This is a genomic window from Pseudomonas sp. AC255, assembly GCF_979258175.1.
In genome coordinates this window covers 2,974,698-2,990,364 of record NZ_OZ409841.1, presented here as the reverse complement: position 1 = coordinate 2,990,364, position 15,667 = coordinate 2,974,698, and the positions used below count along the sequence as shown (strand labels likewise).

Sequence of the window (15,667 nt, the reverse complement as noted above, 5' to 3'; positions counted from 1 at the left end):
AGCCTGCTCGCGAATGGGGGCAACTCGGTTTTTAAGGGTGACGCTGGAGACGCCTTCGCGAGCAAGCTCGCTCCCACAGTGGGCAATGGTGGCAGTGAGGGAGTGGGATGGATGCAATTCCCTTGTGGGAGCGAGCCTGCTCGCGAATGGGAGCAATTCGGTTTCGAGGGTGGCGCTGAAGACGCCTTCGCGAGCAGGCTCGCTCCCACAGGAGACGGTGTTTTGCCAGATGAAGAGGTAGGGGAGTGCTAGATGAACAGGATCATCAACATCATCGGTATTTTTACGCTGGCCATGGCCGGGTCGTTGCTGACGCTGAGTGAGATTGCGCTGGCGCAAACCGGGGCCGGTCAGACGCTGAACCGCGACGGCGTGACGGTAGACTTCAACCTCAAACCGCTTGCCGCTGACGGCAAACTGCGCGAAGGCGAATTCGCCGATGTGCAGTTTCGCGTGACCGACAGCGCTTCCGGGCAGGCCTTGTCCGGTGTGGCGCCGGGGGCGTGGATCGATGCGCAAACGGTCGCCGCTGATCAGGCCCAGGGCCGCGATCAGAGCTGCAAGGCGCGCGTCGGTGTGTTCCTCAAGTCCAACATCGGCGCGCGCCCGTTGCTCGACCTCAACAGCTATTTCCTGCTGGTCATGAACCGTGATGCCAGCATCGCGGTGGTCGATCCCTCGGTGTCGGTCGGCGGCATCACCAGCACCCTGGCGCGGATTGAACTCAAACAGCCGCCGATGGATTGGGTCACCCCGATCGACAACAAACGTGTATTCGTGTCGATGCCCACCGCCGGCGAAGTGGCAGTGATCGACAGCGAGCAGTTCAAGGTGCTCGATTCGATCAAGGCCGGCAGCCAACCGGTGCGCGTCGCGCTGCAACCGGATGAACGCCTGCTTTGGGTCGGCAATAACGCCAGCCAAAGCGAAGACTCCGGCGTCACAGTGATCGACAGCCAAAGCCTCAAGCCGCTGAAACATTTGCCGACCGGCCGCGGTCATCACGAAATCAGCTTCAGCAAGGACAGCCGCTTTGCCTTCGTCAGTAACCGCGACGACGGCACGTTGAGCGTGATCGACAGCGCCAGCCTGGCCATCGTCAAGCAGGTCAGAACCGGCTCCCACCCTTTGTCGGTTGCCTACTCGGCATTGTCCGGCGCGGTGTATGTGGCAGACGGCAAGGACGGCACCGTCACGGTGATCGACGCCAACAGCCACGCCGTGCGCCGGGTGATCAAGTTGCAGCAAGGCCTCGGTCCAATGGGTTTCAGCGCTGACGGGCGTTTCGGCGTGGTGCTCAACACTTTGGCTAACCGCGCCAGTGTGATCGACGCGGCTACTGATACGGCGATCCATGACCTCGAAGTCTCCGCCGAGCCCTACCAGGTGGTGTTCACCCAAGCCTATGCCTACGTGCGCGGACTTGCCTCGCCCAAGGTCAGCATGATCAATCTGGCTTCGCTGGGCGAGGGTCGCCAGGCCATCATCCAGGGCTTCGAAGCCGGCCCGCAACCACCGCGCATGGCCGGTGATTTGCCGCTTGCGTCGAGCCTCGCGGTATCGCGCGACGACAACGCGGTGTTCGTCGTCAACCCGGTGGACAACACCACTTACTTCTACGCCGAAGGCATGAACGCGCCGATGTCCGGATATCCCAATCGTGGCCAGATCGCCCGCGCGGCCATGGTCATCGACCGCAGCCTGCGCGAGGTCTCGCCGGGGCTTTACAGCGCCCGGGTGAAACTGCCGCCAGCCGGGCGTTTCGATGTGGCGTTCCTGCTAAATCAACCGAACATCATTCACTGCTTCAGCGCGCTGATCGAGGTCGATGGCGCGGTGGCAAAACAACTCGGTCAGCCGAAGGTCGAGTTTCTTCTGGACAAGACCACCGCTGCGCTCAACGACCCGTACGTGGTCCGGTTCCGCATTGTGCAAGGCAAGCAGAAACAACAGCGCAGCGGTGTGAAAGACGTGCAATTGCGCTATTACCTGGCGCCCACCTCTCACCCGCGTGAGGTCGCCGCGCGGGAAGTCGCCGACGGCGTGTATGAAGCGCCTGTCACCCTCGACCGCAGTGGCGCCTGGTACCTGCATGTGCGTGCAGCGTCGCTGGGGGCCGGTTTCGACGACAAGACATTTGCCAGTGTTCGGGTAGCGCCGGGCCAGACGCGCTGAAGAGGAGTTTGAACATGAACCGATTTGCATCCAGTGGTGTGCTGACCCTGTGTCTGTTGAGCGTCGGCATCCAACAAGCCCGGGCCCATTCCGCAGACGAGCATGCCGGGCATACGGCGCCGCCACTCAGCAGCCAGGAGCACGCCCAGGTGAAGTTTGCCAACGTGCCATTGCTCGACCAGGATGGTAAGAGCGTGCGCCTTGAGCCGGATCTGGTGCAGGGCAAGATTGTCGTCATGAGCTTCATCTACACCAGTTGCACCACGGTGTGCCCGGTGGTCTCGTCGATCATGGGCAAGGTGCAGAAACAACTCGGTGCGCGGGTCGGCGATGAGGTGCAACTGGTGTCGATCAGCATCGACCCCCAGCGCGACGACTCCAAGCGCCTGCAGGAATATGCCCGCAGCTTTCAGCAGGGGCCGGGGTGGAGCTGGCTGACCGGCTCGCCCCAGTCGATCAATGAAACCCTCAAAGGCCTCGGCAGTTTCAGCGGCGACTTCAAAAGCCACCAGCCGCTGATTCTGGTCGGCGATGGCGACAGCCGTCACTGGACGCGCTACTACGGTTTCACCGATCCGGCGCTGCTCAGCAAGGAAGTCGAAAAGCTCAGCGGCCTGCGCACCCATGCCAGACACACCGCCATCGCCATGGAGCATCAGCCATGAGAATGCTCGACTGGATTTCGCTGAGCGTGTGTTTCTGGATTTTCAGCAACGTCGCGTTTGCCCATGAAGGCCACGCGCCCGACGCCCCGACGACCGTTGTCGCCGCGCCGGCCAGAGGCACTCACGACGCACAGGCCTGGTTTACCGACACGCCGTTGCAGGATCAGAACGGACAGACCTTGCGCTTCTACAGCGACGCCTTGCAGAACCGCGTGGTCCTGCTCAACGTGATTTTCACCAGTTGCAATGATGCTTGCCCGCTGATCACCCGCAAGCTCAAGGAAGTCCGCGAGCTGTTGGGTGACAAGGCTGACGGGATCACTTTCATTTCCCTTACCAGTGATCCGCTGCGCGATACGCCGGCGGTGCTCAAGGCTTACACCTTGAAGCAGGGTTCCGATGATCCTCATTGGTTTTTTCTTACCGGCGACAAGGCGCAGATGGATCTGGTGCTGAGCCGCATCGGCCAGATCGTGCCAACCCCGGAGCAGCACTCCACGCAGCTGATCGTCGGCGACGTCGCCAACAAACGCTGGAGCAAGATCCGCCCCGATGCCCCGGCCGCCGCCATTGCCCAGCGCTTGCAGTTGCTGACAATGCCTGTGGCCGGCCGCTGAGCCTGCGCCATGAACCCTGGCAGCTCACTCGCCCTGATTCTGCTCCTTGGCATCAGCGTCGGCGCCACAGCTCAGCCGTTGACGCTTGAGGAGGCGGCCGGCAAGCGTCTGTACCGGGAAGGGCTGTCGGACAGCGGCGAGCCAGTCATGGCGCGGGTGGGTGCGGCGGACGTGGCGCTGCCGGCGACCAGCCTGCCATGCGCCAACTGCCACGGCGCCGATGGCCTCGGCCGGCCTGAAGGCGGTGTGCGTCCACCGCCACTGAACTGGGCGCGGCTGACCAGCATTTACGGCCAGCAACAGGTCAACGGTCGGCGCTACCCGGCCTACACCGAAACCAGTCTGGCGAGGGTCATCGAACAGGGCCGCGATCCCGCAGGCAATCGCCTCGACCCGAGCATGCCGCGCTTTGTCCTGTCGATGAAGGACCAGCGCAACCTCACCGCGTACCTCAAACGGCTCGCCGACGAGCGCGACCCCGGCCTCGACAACGAAACCTTGCACCTGGGTACCTTGCTGCCCAGCCAGGGACCGTTGGCCGAGGAGGGCATGACGGTGGCAGCGGTGCTCAACGGTAGTGTCGCGAGAATCAATCAGGCGGGCGGCATTCATGGCCGGCAGGTGCGTTTAACGGTGATCGATCCCGGCCCGGATCGCAGCAGTGCCGAACTGGCCTTGCGCCAATTGATCGAGCACGAGCAGGTGTTCGCCTTGATCGCGCCGCTGGCGCCGGCCCTCGACAGCGAATTGGCGACGCTGCTGGAACAGGCCGGCATGCCGCTGATCGGTCCGTTATCGATGCCTGGCGCCCTGCAGAGCAGCGTGCAGATTTTCGAGCCGTTGCCCGGGCTGCGTGAGCAACTGCTGGCCTTGGCCGATTACGCCACGGGCAGCTTGCGGGTGTTGCAGGGACCGACGCTGATTGCCTATCCCGACGACCCGGTACAGGCGCAAGCGGCGCAAAGCCTGGGTAAGTATCTGCAGGGGCATGGCTGGGAAAAGGTCAGCTTGCACACCTACGACCCGGCAGCCGAGCAACTGCCACTGGGTTCGCGCTCGGTATTCTATCTGGGCAGCGACGGCGGTTTCAGCCGCTTGGCCACTCGCCTGCGTAACGCCGGCCAGGTGCCGTATCTGTTTGCCGCCTCGAGCCAGGTCGCCGGCGATCTGTTGCAAGTACCGGAAGGCTTTTCCCGGAGAGTGTTTCTCGCCTATCCCTTCGTGCCCAGCGACTGGACGCAAAGCGGGCGCATGGCGCTGTCGACGTTACGTGAGGGGCAAGGGCTGGGCGCGCAACATGCGGTGCTGCAGGTCGGCGCCTACGCCTCGATGTTGCTGCTCGGCGAAGGCATGAAGCGGGCCGGCCGGGATGCCAGCCGCGAAAAACTCGTTGCCGCTCTCGAAGGTCTGCACGATTTCGACACCGGCCTGACGCCGCGCCTGAATTTCGGCCCCGGGCGACGCCTGGGCTTGAACGGCGCCCATGTGGTGACGGTGGATTTGCCCGATCAGCGCTTCTACCTGGTGGCGCCGTATAAACCGATTGTTGCCAGCCCCTGACGGAGGCTCCGCTCATGAAACTCATCACCCTGATGTGGCTGCTGATCTGCTGTTTGCCGGCGGCGTGGGCCAGTAACGGGCCGGCTGCGGCGCGGGTCAATGGCGAGGAAATTTCGCAGTTTCGTCTCGAGCGTTATTTCGCCGAATACCTGGAAGATCAGGGCCGCGCCGTGGCGAGCATTCGTAATCCCAAGGCCTACAGGCAACTGCGCCGGGCCGCGCTGGATGCGCTGATCGACCGCGAACTGCTGTGGCAGGAATCACGCAAGCGCGGCGTGCGTATCGACGAGCAAACGCTGCAGCAACAGATCAATCAGACCCGCACCGCACTTGGCGGCGCTGAACCCTTCAGCCGGCGGTTACAGGAAGCCGGCTTCGACGAGGCGTCGTACCGCGATTACCTGGCTCGTGAACTGGCCGCGCAGCAAATGTTTGCCGCATTGCTGCGCCAGCGTTTCACCCGCACGCAGCAAATGCTGATCAAGGTTGCGCCGGATGCCGATGCCGCCACACAGGCACAAGCGCAGCTACGCTTGATGCAGATGCGAGCGTCTATCATTGCCACGGCGGGTTTCGTCAGCGCAACGGTGCGCTCACCGTTCGGCTGGCACCTGGTCTATCTACAGAACCACTGGGAAGCGAGTGATGTCTCAAGTATGCAAGGGCTGGAATCAGTCGGGGGCGAACGCGCGCGACAGCAACAGGCCCAGGCTCGTCGTCAGGTGCTCGCACAATTGCGGTCGCAGAACAGGATCGAACGAATTGACGACGATTGAAGCTTCTCCCCCAATAGTGGGGAATGGCTTCGATGCCCATTCAGGTGCTTCCCCGTTTCTGGGGAACGGGGCACCGGGACGAGCGGGCATTGTCATTGAATTCAAGGACATGAAGACTTAAAAATTCTGGCATTGCGCCTGGCATGAAGTGTGCGTTACCGAGAGTAAGGCACACTCCACCAGACCCGGGCTCAAGGTTTCATCTGCCGGATCTGCTGCTTCAAGGAGTCGACCTTGGTTAACAAAGTACTGGTTGTCGAAGACGAACAGCTGCTTGCACAGAACCTTCAGGATTATCTGTCGGCGCAAGGGCTGGACGTCCGGATTGCACATGACGGAGCGACGGGTATCGGTTTGGCCGAAGCGTTTGCTCCCGACGTACTGGTGTTCGATTACCGCTTGCCCGATATGGAAGGTTTTGAGGTGCTCGACGCCGTCCGCCAGAACAGGACGTGCCATTTTGTGCTGATAACGGGTCACCCGACCGCCGAAGTCTGTGAGCGGGCGCGGCAACTGGGGGTCAGCCACATCCTGTTCAAACCCTTTCCCTTGGCGGAACTGGCCCGAGCTGTCTGCGACCTTTTAGGCATCAAGCGTGAAGTGAAACCCGGTGCGAGCCCTTCCGAAGGGTTTGTCGAACGACGCCAGAGCAGGACCGAGAGCTTCCCGTTGCAGTTGTACGATGGCAGTTGGGTGTTGGCGGATCGGCGACGAAGTCGCGCGACGGCCATGGCACCGGACGACGATCAGATGCTCACCGGGGAGTAATGGCGCGATCAGACGTTCCGGCACTAGCCGCCAGAGTTTGCCGCGCCGACAGGGCTTCAGGCCCCGGTTGGAGAGCAAGCCATGGAACGTCTGTCCGTTGTCGTCGAACCGCTGGTCCCGGAAAGTGTGCCGGTACGCTTTTCCAGTGAGCAACTCGCCCAGGCCCGGGCGCGGGCCGCCAGTTCCGGGGAACGGGTTCTCGATGCGCTCGGCGTGCTGTGCGAATTGGCGCCGATGCCGTTCATTGATTGCCTCGGCGCCACCCTGCATTACCCGGTGCTGGCCACCGACACCCTGTTTCAAGCGACGCCGGTATTCGACCGGGTCACCCTCGCGCAATGCCTCAAACGTGAGTTCATCCTGCTGCGCCACGACGACGAAGTCATTGGCGTATTCGCCGACCCCTTCGATTCGGCGCGGCTGGCCTGGATAGACGACTCCCTGCACGGCGCGCCGCTGTATCTGGTCCACGCCGATGACCTCAAGGCCTATCTGGCCCGCCATGAAGAAAGCTTCCACGCCGTCGACTCGCTGAATGCCCAAGACGACACCCATCACGAAATCGACACCCTGCAAAGTCTGTCGCTGACGAGTATCAGCGAAGACGCCAGCAGCGTGGTGAAACTGGTCAACTCGACCCTGTACGACGCGCTGAAGATGCACGCCAGCGACATCCATCTCGGCACCACGGGCAACGGCCTGGTGATCAAGTACCGCATCGACGGCGTACTCAACAACATCAGCAAGGTCCAGGGGGCGAGTTCGCCGAGCAGGTGATCTCGCGGGTCAAGGTCATGGCCGAGCTGGACATCGGCGAAAAGCGCGTGCCGCAGGACGGGCGCTTCAAGATCGGCATCAGTGGTCGCCAGATCGATTTTCGTGTGTCGATCATGCCGAGCATTTTCGGTGAGGATGCGGTGCTGCGGGTGCTCGACAAACAGGATCTTGCCGACAAGGTCTGCGGCGTGCAATTGCAGGCGCTGGGCTTCGAAGACGAAACCCTGCGCCAGCTTCGCCGCCTCGCCGCCGAGCCCTACGGCATGGTGCTGGTGACCGGCCCGACCGGCAGCGGCAAGACCACCACGCTGTACGCGATGATCACCGAGATCAACCACGGCGTGGACAAGATCATCACCATCGAAGACCCGGTCGAATATCAACTGCCGGGGGTGCTGCAAATTCCGGTCAACGAGAAAAAAGGCCTGACCTTCGCCCGTGGTCTGCGCTCGATCCTGCGCCATGACCCGGACAAGATCATGGTCGGCGAAATCCGCGATCCGGATACCGCACAGATCGCCGTGCAATCGGCGCTCACCGGTCACCTGGTGTTCACCACCATCCACGCCAACAACGTCTTCGACGTGATTGGCCGCTTCACGCAAATGGAAATCGACCCCTACAGCCTGGTCTCGGCGCTCAACGCCATTCTTGCTCAGCGCCTGATCCGCCTGGTCTGCACCAGTTGCAACGCACCGGTCAGGCCGAGCGATGAAGAGTTGCGCGCCTCGGGCCTCGACCCGCAAAAAGTCGAGCACTACCACTTCGTCCATGGCAAGGGCTGCGGCCACTGCCGGGGCAGCGGTTATCGCGGACGCACGGCGATTGCCGAGTTGCTGCACCTGGACGACGAACTGCGGCAGATGATTGTCGAGCGCCAACCGATTACCCAAATCAAGGCTCTGGCCTGCGCCCGTGGTTTGCGCCTGTTGCGCGAATCGGCGCTGGAGCTGGTAGAGCAGGGGCGCACCACGCTGGAGGAGATCAATCGTGTCACTTTTATCGCGTGAGCGTTTTATCGCCGTGCTCGGTGCCAGCGGCGTTGGCCTGGGGCAGCGGCGGGGCAGCGAAACCCTGTGGCTGGGCAGCGTCGGTTACATCGACGAAGGCTTCCAGAGCTACGCGGTGGCGCTCGACACCCTCGATCGCTTGCTCGGTGAGCACGCCCGCGCCGGCGCCGAAGTCAGCGTGGTGATTTCCGGCCACTTCAGCCGTTTCTGCCTGGTGCCGTGGAGCGCGCAGATCAGCAGCCCTGAAGAATTGCGCGGCTTTGCCCGACTGTGTTTTGAAGATCTGTTCGGTGCGGCGAATCAGGCGTGGAGTCTGGTGCTGTCCGCCGAACCGGCCGGTTACGACCGCATCGCCAGTGCCTTGCCGCAGGATTTGCTCGATCGCTTGCGCACACTGGTCAGCGCTCGCGGTCTGCGCCTGCGCTCGGTGCAACCGTATTTGATGGCGGCGTTCAACCGTTTCGACAAAAGCCTGGATGCCGGCGATTTCCTGTTCGTGGTGGCCGAGCCGCAACGCAGCGTGTTGTTGCTCGCAAGGGAAGGGCGCTGGGCCAGTGTGCGCTCGGTCGGCGGCAGCGACAGCGATGGCGCGCTGAGTGCGTTGATCGGTCGCGAACGGCAGCTGCAAGCCTCGACCAGCGAGCGCGCCTTCAACGTTTACCTGCACGCGCCAGCCCGCCTTGATGCGCAGCCAGACTTGCCGGGAGTGCAATTGTGCAGCCTTGAAGACGCTTCGATGAACGTGCGTGACGGCTTGTATGTCATGTCCCGGGCGGTGGCCTGACATGCGCGCGCTCAATCTGGATTTTCAGCCGCGGCCACGTTCCGGCCCGTTGGGCTGGGGGCTGCTCGGCGGCGGTGTGGTGCTGGCGCTGCTGTGCCTGGGCGTACAACAGCATCTCGATGGCCAGTCGGAACAACAGCAAGGTCACTTGCAGACGACCCAGCGACAGCTCACTGGCGATAACAGCAGCAAGAGCACGTTAAGCCCGGCAGAAACCCGCGAGCAGGCGCAGAACCTCGCCGAGATGCGCAAGGTCTCCCAGCAACTGCGCCGCCCCTGGGAACGCCTGTTCGCCATGTTCGAAGCGCTGCCGCGTGATGACGTCGCGCTGCTGAGCCTGACCCCGGATGCGCGCAAGGGCCAGGTGCGCATCAGTGCCGAAGCGCGGGATCTGCAAGCCATGCTCGATTTCCACAAGCGCTTGGAGGCCAGTGACGAGCTGTCCGACGTGTCGCTGCTGAGCCACGAGATCGTCGTCAAATCGCCGGAACAACCGGTGCAATTCAACCTGTCGGCAACCTGGGAGACAGGCGATGCGAATCCCTAGACTGATCGTCCACGAATACTTGCAGGGCCTTGGTATTCCGGGCCTGGCCGGGCTGGCGCTGTTACTGGTTGCACTGGCCTGGGCGCTTGCTGGCTTGTTGCCTGGGTGGCAGTCGTTGCAGCAGCTCACGTCACAGACGCAGGAGGCAAGCGACTATCTCGCCCAGGTCGAAGACGGCAGCATCGCGCCGCCCGTGGTGCCGCAGCGTCAGCTTGATGACTTTCGCAACAAGCTGCCGGCGCAACCGCAGGCCACCGTGGCGATCGATCGCATCTATGCGCTCGCGGCGCAGGAACACATCACCCTGGCGCGCGGCGAGTACGCCCTTGGCGTCGACCCGAAAACCCACCTGGCGCGCTATCAGATTCTCTTGCCGGTGCGTGGCAGTTATCCGCAACTGCGGCGCTTCCTGCATGCGCTGCTCGGGCAGTTGCCGGCGGTGGTGGTGGAAGACCTCGAATTGCAGCGCAAGAAGATTGGCGACACCGACCTCAACGGGCGGATCCGTTTGACCCTTTACCTGTCGAGGTCGTGATGAATACCAGGCGCGTGACAGGTTGGCTCGGGTTCTTCGGTGTGGCGGCGGCGCTGGCCTGGTTGCCGGAGTTCTTCTCGCCAGGCGAAGACCCGGAATCGGTCGAAGTGACCGTCAACACGCCGGTGAAATCCGCCCGCCATGGCGAACAGGCAGTCAGGGTCAAGGCGGCGCCAATCAAGGACTTGAGCCCGGCCGGCGACCTGTTCGCCGCCAAGACCTGGAAAGCCGCGCCGACCCTGGCCAGCGTCACTGAAATTGCCGTCAACCCCGCCCCGGTGGCGCAAGCCCCAAGCCTGCCACCGCTGCCGTTTCAATTTGTCGGCAAGCTGCATGACCGCAGCGACCTGCAAGTGTTTTTGCAGAGCGGCGAGAAAATCTACGTCGTGCGCAATGGGGATGTGATCGACGACACCTGGAAGATCACCGGCATTTCCGATCTGGAACTGAGTCTGGTCTACCTGCCTTTGCATTTGTCGCAGACCCTGTCTGTGGGGAGCACGCAATGAACCGATCCCGTTTGCTGATGAGTGTCGGCCTGTGCGCCGGGCTGGCTGCCTGTAGCACCGCACAAGTGGCCAACAAGGAAGCCGCCGACCTGATCGAACAGGGGCAATACGAGGCGGCGCTGGCCCGAATCGAGGAGGGGTTGCGTGAAGACCCGCGCGACACCGAATTGCACCTGCTGCTCAACAGCGGCCGGGCCAAGGCAATCACCGCATTGCTGACCTCCGGCGACACCGACCGCGCACGGCGCGATTTCGCTTCCGCGCGTGTCGCCTACAACCGTGTGTTAACCATCGAGCCGAATAACCGCCGTGCCCAGGATGCCCTGAAGCAGATGGACTACCTGCGCAGCATGGACGAGAAGCTTGAACTGGCCCGTGGCGACTTGCGTCGCGGCGACATCTACGGCGCCGACCGCCAGGTCAGACAGATCCTCGAACTCGACCCGAACAACGAAGGTGCGCTGGAGCTGCAGGGCAACATCCGTCTGGTGCAAAGCCGCAACGTCATCGTCTATCCGCAGTTGCGTACCAAGCTTGATCGCCCGGTGACCCTGGAATTTCGCGACGCCAATCTCAAGACCATTTTCGAAGTGTTGTCGCAGGTCGCCGGGCTGAATTTCATCTTCGACAAGGACCTGCGCCCGGACATGAAAGCCACCATCTTCGTGCGTGACGTGCGCATCGAAGACGCGGTGACCCTGCTGCTGCAACAAAATCAGTTGCACCAGAAAGTGGTGAACGAAAATACCTTGCTGATCTATCCGGATTCGCCGCAGAAAGTGAAGGATTACCAGGAACTGGTGATGCGCACCTTTTACCTGACCAGCATCGATGCCAACACCGCCCTGAACATGGTCAAGACCATGCTCAAGACCCGCGACGTGTTTGTCGACGAACGCCTCAACACCCTGACCATGCGCGACACCGCAGACGCCGTGCGCATGGCCGAAAAACTCCTGCAGTCGCAAGACCAGTCCAATCCGGAAGTGGTGCTTGAAGTGGAAGTGATGGAAGTCGCCACCCAGCGCATTCTCGACCTCGGCCTGCAATGGCCGAACACCTTCGGCGTGGTCAACAGCGATGGCTCGGCGGTGACCCTGCTCGACCAGCTCAAGGGCATCAACTCCAGCCGCATCTCGATCTCGCCTTCGCCACAAGCCAAGATCAATGCGCAGGACAACGACATCAACACCCTCGCCAGCCCGGTGATTCGCGTGAGCAACCGTGAACAGGCGCGGATTCACATCGGTCAGCGGGTGCCGATCATCAGCGCCACGTCGGTGCCGTCGACTCAAGGCCCGGTGATCACCGAGAGCGTCACTTACCTGGACGTCGGTCTCAAGCTTGAAGTGCAGCCGACGGTGCATCTGAACAACGAGGTGGCGATCAAGATCGCCCTCGAAGTGAGTAACGCTACGCCGCTGGAACCGACCCGTCAGGGCACGATTCCGGTGCAGGTCGATACCCGCAATGCGCAGACGACACTGCGCCTGCATGACGGCGAAACGCAAATCCTCGCCGGACTGATGCGCAATGACCACGGCGCCACGGGTAACAAGATTCCCGGCCTTGGCGATATTCCCGGGTTGGGTCGGCTGTTTGGCAGCAACAAGGACACCGTTGGCAAATCCGAGCTGGTGTTGTCGATCACTCCTCGGATCGTGCGCAACCTGCCGTACCAGAGCCCCTCGGACATGGAGTTCTCCACTGGCACTGAAACCAGCATGCACATTCAGGCCCCGGATCGTTCGCAGAGCTACGTGGTGCCGTCACCTGCCGCGCAGCCGCGTGCAGTCGGCGACTCGGCCGTGGCGACCACCCGTGTCAGCGTCGAGAAGCCTTGATCATGAACGCCTCGCAACGCGGTTTCACCCTGATCGAAGTGGTGGTGACGCTGGCGCTGATCGGCTTGCTGGCAAGCATGGCCGCGCCACTGACCGAGACCCTGGTGCGGCGTGGCAAGGAGCAGGAATTGCGCAATGCGCTATATCAGATTCGCGATGCCATCGACGCCTACAAACGAGCGTTCGATGCCGGTTACATCGAGAAGTCGCTGAACACCAGCGGCTACCCGCCGAACCTGAAAGTGCTGGTCGAGGGCGTGCGCGATGTGCGCAGCGCGAAGGGCGCCAAGTTCTACTTCTTACGCCGCATCCCGCGCGATCCGCTGGTGCCGGCCAAGCGTGACGATGAAGGGGTTGGGGCCTGCGCGCCTACGACAGTCCGGCTCAGAATCCGCGCGATGGCGAGGACGTTTTCGACGTCTACTCCCACGCCCGGGGCAAGGGCCTCAACGGCATCGCCTACCGCGAGTGGTGAACCTCATGCGCCAAGAAAAAGGTTTTACCTTGCTGGAGCTGATGGTGGTGATGGCGATCATCGCCACGCTGATGACCATCGCATTGCCGCGCTACTTCAACAGCCTCGAAGCGTCGAAGGAAACCACGTTGCGCCAGAGTCTGTCGGCAATGCGCGAGGCGCTGGATCACTTCTACGGCGACACCGGCCGCTACCCCGACTCCATCGAGCAACTGATCGAACAACGTTACCTGCGTAATGCGCCCCTGGACCCGATTACCGAACGCAAAGACCAGTGGGTGCTGATTGCGCCACCGGACGGTGTAGCCGGTGGCGTGGCCGACATCAAGAGCGGTGCTACCGGGAGGGCGCGTGATGGCAGCCAGTATTCGGAGTGGTAACCGCGCGCAGCAGGGTGGTTTTACCTACCTGGGCGTGCTGTTCCTGATTGTGCTGATGGGCATGGGCCTGGCCAGTGCTGGCGAGTTGTGGTCGACCACCGCGCGTCGCGACCGTGAGCATCAGTTGCTCTGGGTCGGGACCCAGTATGCACAGGCGTTGCGCAGCTACTACCGCAGCTCGCCGGGGCTGGCGCAGTACCCGAAAGAACTGGCCGATCTGCTCGACGATCAACGTTTTCCCGAGGCGAAACATCACCTGCGTCAGCTCTACCCGGATCCGGTCGGACAGGGCGAATGGGCGCTGCAACGCGGTTTTGACGGACGCATCACCGGCCTCAACAGTGCCTCGACCGAGGTACCGTTGAAGCAGGCGGACTTCCCGACGCAATGGTCGGATTTCCAGGGTATGCAGCGTTATTCGGACTGGCAGTTCGTTGCCGAAAAAGCCTTTCTTGATGGCGCCAGCGGGCCTGCGAAAAACCAGTCGAACCTGCCCCAGGCATTGCAGCCATGACTCGTCAGTGGTGGTGCGCGCTGATTTTCACCGTGGCGGCGTGCTGCGCTCAGGCCGGTGAAGAAGACGAGATGATGGGCTTCATCGTCGATGACACGATCTCGCACATCGGCCACGACTTTTACTACTCGTTCAGTGAACGCCTGCGCGACACAAGCCCGATGGATTTCAACCTGGTGGTGCGCGAGCGCCCCGACGCGCGCTGGGGCAGCCTGGTGACCGTGGAATATCAGCAACGCCTGGTTTATCGGCGCTTCCTGCCGCCGAACACCGTGGAACTGAAGGACGAGGCCTACGCGGCCGCCGACTGGGTTCGCCGCCAGGTTGTCCAGCGCAAGCTGGAGGCACTGTTGCAGGACACCACCGACCTTGAGAAGGACGAATTATGAACAGCACAACGTTCTCACGGCGCAGCGGATTCTGGATCTCGGGGTTGTTGATCGGGCTCGCCAGCGCCGCCGCTGTCCACGCCACCGAACTGGTCTACACGCCGGTCAACCCATCGTTTGGCGGCAACCCGCTCAATGGCACCTGGCTGCTCAACAACGCCCAGGCGCAAAACGACTACGACGACCCGGACATCCAGAGCCGCTCGACAGTGGCCGGCACGTCAGCGCTGGAGCGTTTTTCCAGTCAATTGCAATCGCGGCTGCTAGGGCAGTTGCTGGACAACATCTCCACCGGCAATACGGGGAGCCTGTCCACTGACACTTTTATCGTCAATGTCATCGACGACTCCGGGGCACTGAGCATTGAAGTGACCGACCGAGCGACCGGTGAGGTTTCGGAAATTCAGGTGAACGGCCTCAACCCATGACGGGCTGACGGTTCCGGGGAGTGACGGACATGAAAAAGATCATCGCGCTAGGGCTGCTGTTGGCGACGTTACAAGGGTGCAGTCTGCGCGAGCCGATGTCGGCCGAGCAGGACACCGAAACCCCGACCCTGACCCCCAGGGCCTCGACCTATTACGATTTGCTGAAGATGCCGCGACCCAAGGGGCGATTGATGGCAGTGGTGTACGGCTTCCGTGACCAGACCGGGCAATACAAACCGACCCCGGCGAGTTCGTTTTCCACCAGCGTGACCCAGGGCGCGGCGTCGATGTTGATGGATGCGATGCAGGCCAGCGGCTGGTTTGTCGTGCTGGAGCGCGAAGGGCTGCAGAACCTGTTGACCGAACGCAAGATCATTCGCGCCTCGCAGAAGAAGCCGAATACGCCGGTGAATATTCAGGGTGAGCTGCCACCGTTGCAGGCGGCGAACATGATGCTCGAAGGCGGGATCATCGCGTATGACACGAATGTGCGTAGCGGTGGGGAAGGGGCGCGGTATTTGGGGATTGATCTGCAGCGCGAATATCGGGTGGATCAGGTGACCGTCAATTTGCGTGCGGTGGATGTGCGTAGCGGGCAGGTGCTGGCGAATGTGATGACCAGCAAGACGATTTATTCGGTGGCGCGCAGTGCCGGGATTTTCAAATTCATCGAGTTCAAGAAGTTGCTTGAGGCTGAGGTCGGGTACACGACGAATGAGCCTGCGCAGCTTTGTGTTCTGTCAGCGATTGAGGCGGCGGTGGGGCATATGGTGGCGCAGGGGATTGAGCGGCGGTTGTGGCAGGTGGCGGGGGACGCTTCTACGCCTTCGCAGGATGATGTGTTGAATCGGTATTTGACGCAGAACAAGATTGATCCTGAGGCGGAGTGAACGTGGCGGCCTTCGGGTCGACCA

The 15,667-nt window shown here is 62.1% G+C and carries 16 protein-coding genes and 2 pseudogenes; all 18 read left to right on the top strand.

Annotation, left to right across the window (positions count from 1 at the left end):
- Positions 1–252 precede the first annotated feature (252 nt).
- The 18 genes and pseudogenes from ACZZ0K_RS13625 (at position 253) to ACZZ0K_RS13540 (ending at position 15,643) form a co-directional block, all read left to right on the top strand.
- A complete protein-coding gene (locus ACZZ0K_RS13625; RefSeq protein ID WP_258707904.1) occupies positions 253–2,175 on the top strand; it encodes a YncE family protein in 1,923 nt (640 codons plus the stop codon).
- Between the two features lie 14 nt (positions 2,176–2,189).
- On the top strand, positions 2,190–2,840 hold the full coding sequence (locus tag ACZZ0K_RS13620; RefSeq protein WP_258707905.1) for an SCO family protein: 651 nt from the start codon (positions 2,190–2,192) through the stop codon (positions 2,838–2,840).
- Entirely contained in the window at positions 2,837–3,457 is a 621-nt protein-coding gene (locus ACZZ0K_RS13615; RefSeq protein ID WP_258707906.1) for an SCO family protein, read from the top strand. The genes ACZZ0K_RS13620 and ACZZ0K_RS13615 overlap by 4 nt, the downstream gene beginning before the upstream one ends.
- A gap of 9 nt (positions 3,458–3,466) precedes the next feature.
- Positions 3,467–5,017 carry a cytochrome c/ABC transporter substrate-binding protein gene (locus tag ACZZ0K_RS13610; protein WP_258707907.1) on the top strand — a complete coding sequence of 517 codons (1,551 nt, stop codon included), beginning with the start codon at positions 3,467–3,469 and terminating at the stop codon, positions 5,015–5,017.
- Positions 5,018–5,031: 14 nt separating this feature from the next.
- The gene (locus ACZZ0K_RS13605) at positions 5,032–5,793 is read left to right on the top strand and encodes a SurA N-terminal domain-containing protein (RefSeq protein ID WP_252879823.1); all 762 of its coding nucleotides are present in this window, start codon (positions 5,032–5,034) and stop codon (positions 5,791–5,793) included.
- A 234-nt stretch (positions 5,794–6,027) separates the two neighbouring features.
- On the top strand, positions 6,028–6,561 hold the full coding sequence (locus ACZZ0K_RS13600) for a response regulator (RefSeq protein WP_150741539.1): 534 nt from the start codon (positions 6,028–6,030) through the stop codon (positions 6,559–6,561).
- Positions 6,562–6,642: 81 nt separating this feature from the next.
- Positions 6,643–8,348, top strand: a pseudogene (locus ACZZ0K_RS13595) (GspE/PulE family protein).
- Positions 8,329–9,132 carry a hypothetical protein gene (locus ACZZ0K_RS13590; protein WP_252879824.1) on the top strand — a complete coding sequence of 268 codons (804 nt, stop codon included), beginning with the start codon at positions 8,329–8,331 and terminating at the stop codon, positions 9,130–9,132. Before ACZZ0K_RS13595 ends, ACZZ0K_RS13590 begins: the two are co-directional and overlap by 20 nt.
- A 1-nt stretch (position 9,133) precedes the next feature.
- Positions 9,134–9,679: a PilN domain-containing protein gene (locus tag ACZZ0K_RS13585; RefSeq protein ID WP_150741542.1), complete on the top strand. Its 546-nt coding sequence runs from the start codon at positions 9,134–9,136 to the stop codon at positions 9,677–9,679.
- A complete protein-coding gene (locus ACZZ0K_RS13580) occupies positions 9,666–10,214 on the top strand; it encodes a GspMb/PilO family protein (protein ID WP_150741543.1) in 549 nt (182 codons plus the stop codon). Before ACZZ0K_RS13585 ends, ACZZ0K_RS13580 begins: the two co-directional genes overlap by 14 nt.
- Positions 10,214–10,723 (top strand): hypothetical protein, encoded by a 510-nt coding sequence (locus tag ACZZ0K_RS13575; RefSeq protein WP_252885721.1) that lies wholly within the window; start codon positions 10,214–10,216, stop codon positions 10,721–10,723. The genes ACZZ0K_RS13580 and ACZZ0K_RS13575 overlap by 1 nt, the downstream gene beginning before the upstream one ends.
- Complete coding sequence (locus tag ACZZ0K_RS13570; protein ID WP_150741545.1) at positions 10,720–12,567, top strand: secretin N-terminal domain-containing protein; 1,848 nt, start codon at positions 10,720–10,722, stop codon at positions 12,565–12,567. The genes ACZZ0K_RS13575 and ACZZ0K_RS13570 overlap by 4 nt, the downstream gene beginning before the upstream one ends.
- 38 nt (positions 12,568–12,605) lie before the next feature.
- Positions 12,606–13,042, top strand: a pseudogene (locus ACZZ0K_RS13565) (pilus assembly FimT family protein).
- 5 nt (positions 13,043–13,047) lie between these two features.
- A complete protein-coding gene (locus ACZZ0K_RS13560) occupies positions 13,048–13,422 on the top strand; it encodes a type II secretion system protein (RefSeq protein ID WP_122610261.1) in 375 nt (124 codons plus the stop codon).
- Positions 13,397–13,936, top strand: a complete 540-nt coding sequence (locus ACZZ0K_RS13555) for a type II secretion system protein (RefSeq protein ID WP_150741547.1) — start codon at positions 13,397–13,399, stop codon at positions 13,934–13,936. The genes ACZZ0K_RS13560 and ACZZ0K_RS13555 overlap by 26 nt, the downstream gene beginning before the upstream one ends.
- Positions 13,933–14,325, top strand: coding sequence for a curli production assembly/transport protein CsgE (csgE, locus tag ACZZ0K_RS13550; protein WP_038364891.1), 393 nt, complete (start codon positions 13,933–13,935; stop codon positions 14,323–14,325). Before ACZZ0K_RS13555 ends, csgE begins: the two co-directional genes overlap by 4 nt.
- A complete protein-coding gene (locus ACZZ0K_RS13545) occupies positions 14,322–14,753 on the top strand; it encodes a curli assembly protein CsgF (RefSeq protein ID WP_258707909.1) in 432 nt (143 codons plus the stop codon). Before csgE ends, ACZZ0K_RS13545 begins: the two co-directional genes overlap by 4 nt.
- A 29-nt stretch (positions 14,754–14,782) precedes the next feature.
- Positions 14,783–15,643: a CsgG/HfaB family protein gene (locus ACZZ0K_RS13540; RefSeq protein ID WP_150741549.1), complete on the top strand. Its 861-nt coding sequence runs from the start codon at positions 14,783–14,785 to the stop codon at positions 15,641–15,643.
- Positions 15,644–15,667 lie beyond the last annotated feature (24 nt).

Coding starts and splice junctions, on each gene's coding strand:
- ACZZ0K_RS13585 (WP_150741542.1), top strand. CDS start 9,134: ATGCGCGCGCTCAATCTGGATTTTCAGCCGCGGCCACGTTCCGGCCCG.
- ACZZ0K_RS13625 (WP_258707904.1), top strand. CDS start 253: ATGAACAGGATCATCAACATCATCGGTATTTTTACGCTGGCCATGGCC.
- ACZZ0K_RS13580 (WP_150741543.1), top strand. CDS start 9,666: ATGCGAATCCCTAGACTGATCGTCCACGAATACTTGCAGGGCCTTGGT.
- csgE (WP_038364891.1), top strand. CDS start 13,933: ATGACTCGTCAGTGGTGGTGCGCGCTGATTTTCACCGTGGCGGCGTGC.
- ACZZ0K_RS13610 (WP_258707907.1), top strand. CDS start 3,467: ATGAACCCTGGCAGCTCACTCGCCCTGATTCTGCTCCTTGGCATCAGC.
- ACZZ0K_RS13575 (WP_252885721.1), top strand. CDS start 10,214: ATGAATACCAGGCGCGTGACAGGTTGGCTCGGGTTCTTCGGTGTGGCG.
- ACZZ0K_RS13560 (WP_122610261.1), top strand. CDS start 13,048: ATGCGCCAAGAAAAAGGTTTTACCTTGCTGGAGCTGATGGTGGTGATG.
- ACZZ0K_RS13545 (WP_258707909.1), top strand. CDS start 14,322: ATGAACAGCACAACGTTCTCACGGCGCAGCGGATTCTGGATCTCGGGG.
- ACZZ0K_RS13605 (WP_252879823.1), top strand. CDS start 5,032: ATGAAACTCATCACCCTGATGTGGCTGCTGATCTGCTGTTTGCCGGCG.
- ACZZ0K_RS13555 (WP_150741547.1), top strand. CDS start 13,397: ATGGCAGCCAGTATTCGGAGTGGTAACCGCGCGCAGCAGGGTGGTTTT.
- ACZZ0K_RS13570 (WP_150741545.1), top strand. CDS start 10,720: ATGAACCGATCCCGTTTGCTGATGAGTGTCGGCCTGTGCGCCGGGCTG.
- ACZZ0K_RS13540 (WP_150741549.1), top strand. CDS start 14,783: ATGAAAAAGATCATCGCGCTAGGGCTGCTGTTGGCGACGTTACAAGGG.
- ACZZ0K_RS13615 (WP_258707906.1), top strand. CDS start 2,837: ATGAGAATGCTCGACTGGATTTCGCTGAGCGTGTGTTTCTGGATTTTC.
- ACZZ0K_RS13620 (WP_258707905.1), top strand. CDS start 2,190: ATGAACCGATTTGCATCCAGTGGTGTGCTGACCCTGTGTCTGTTGAGC.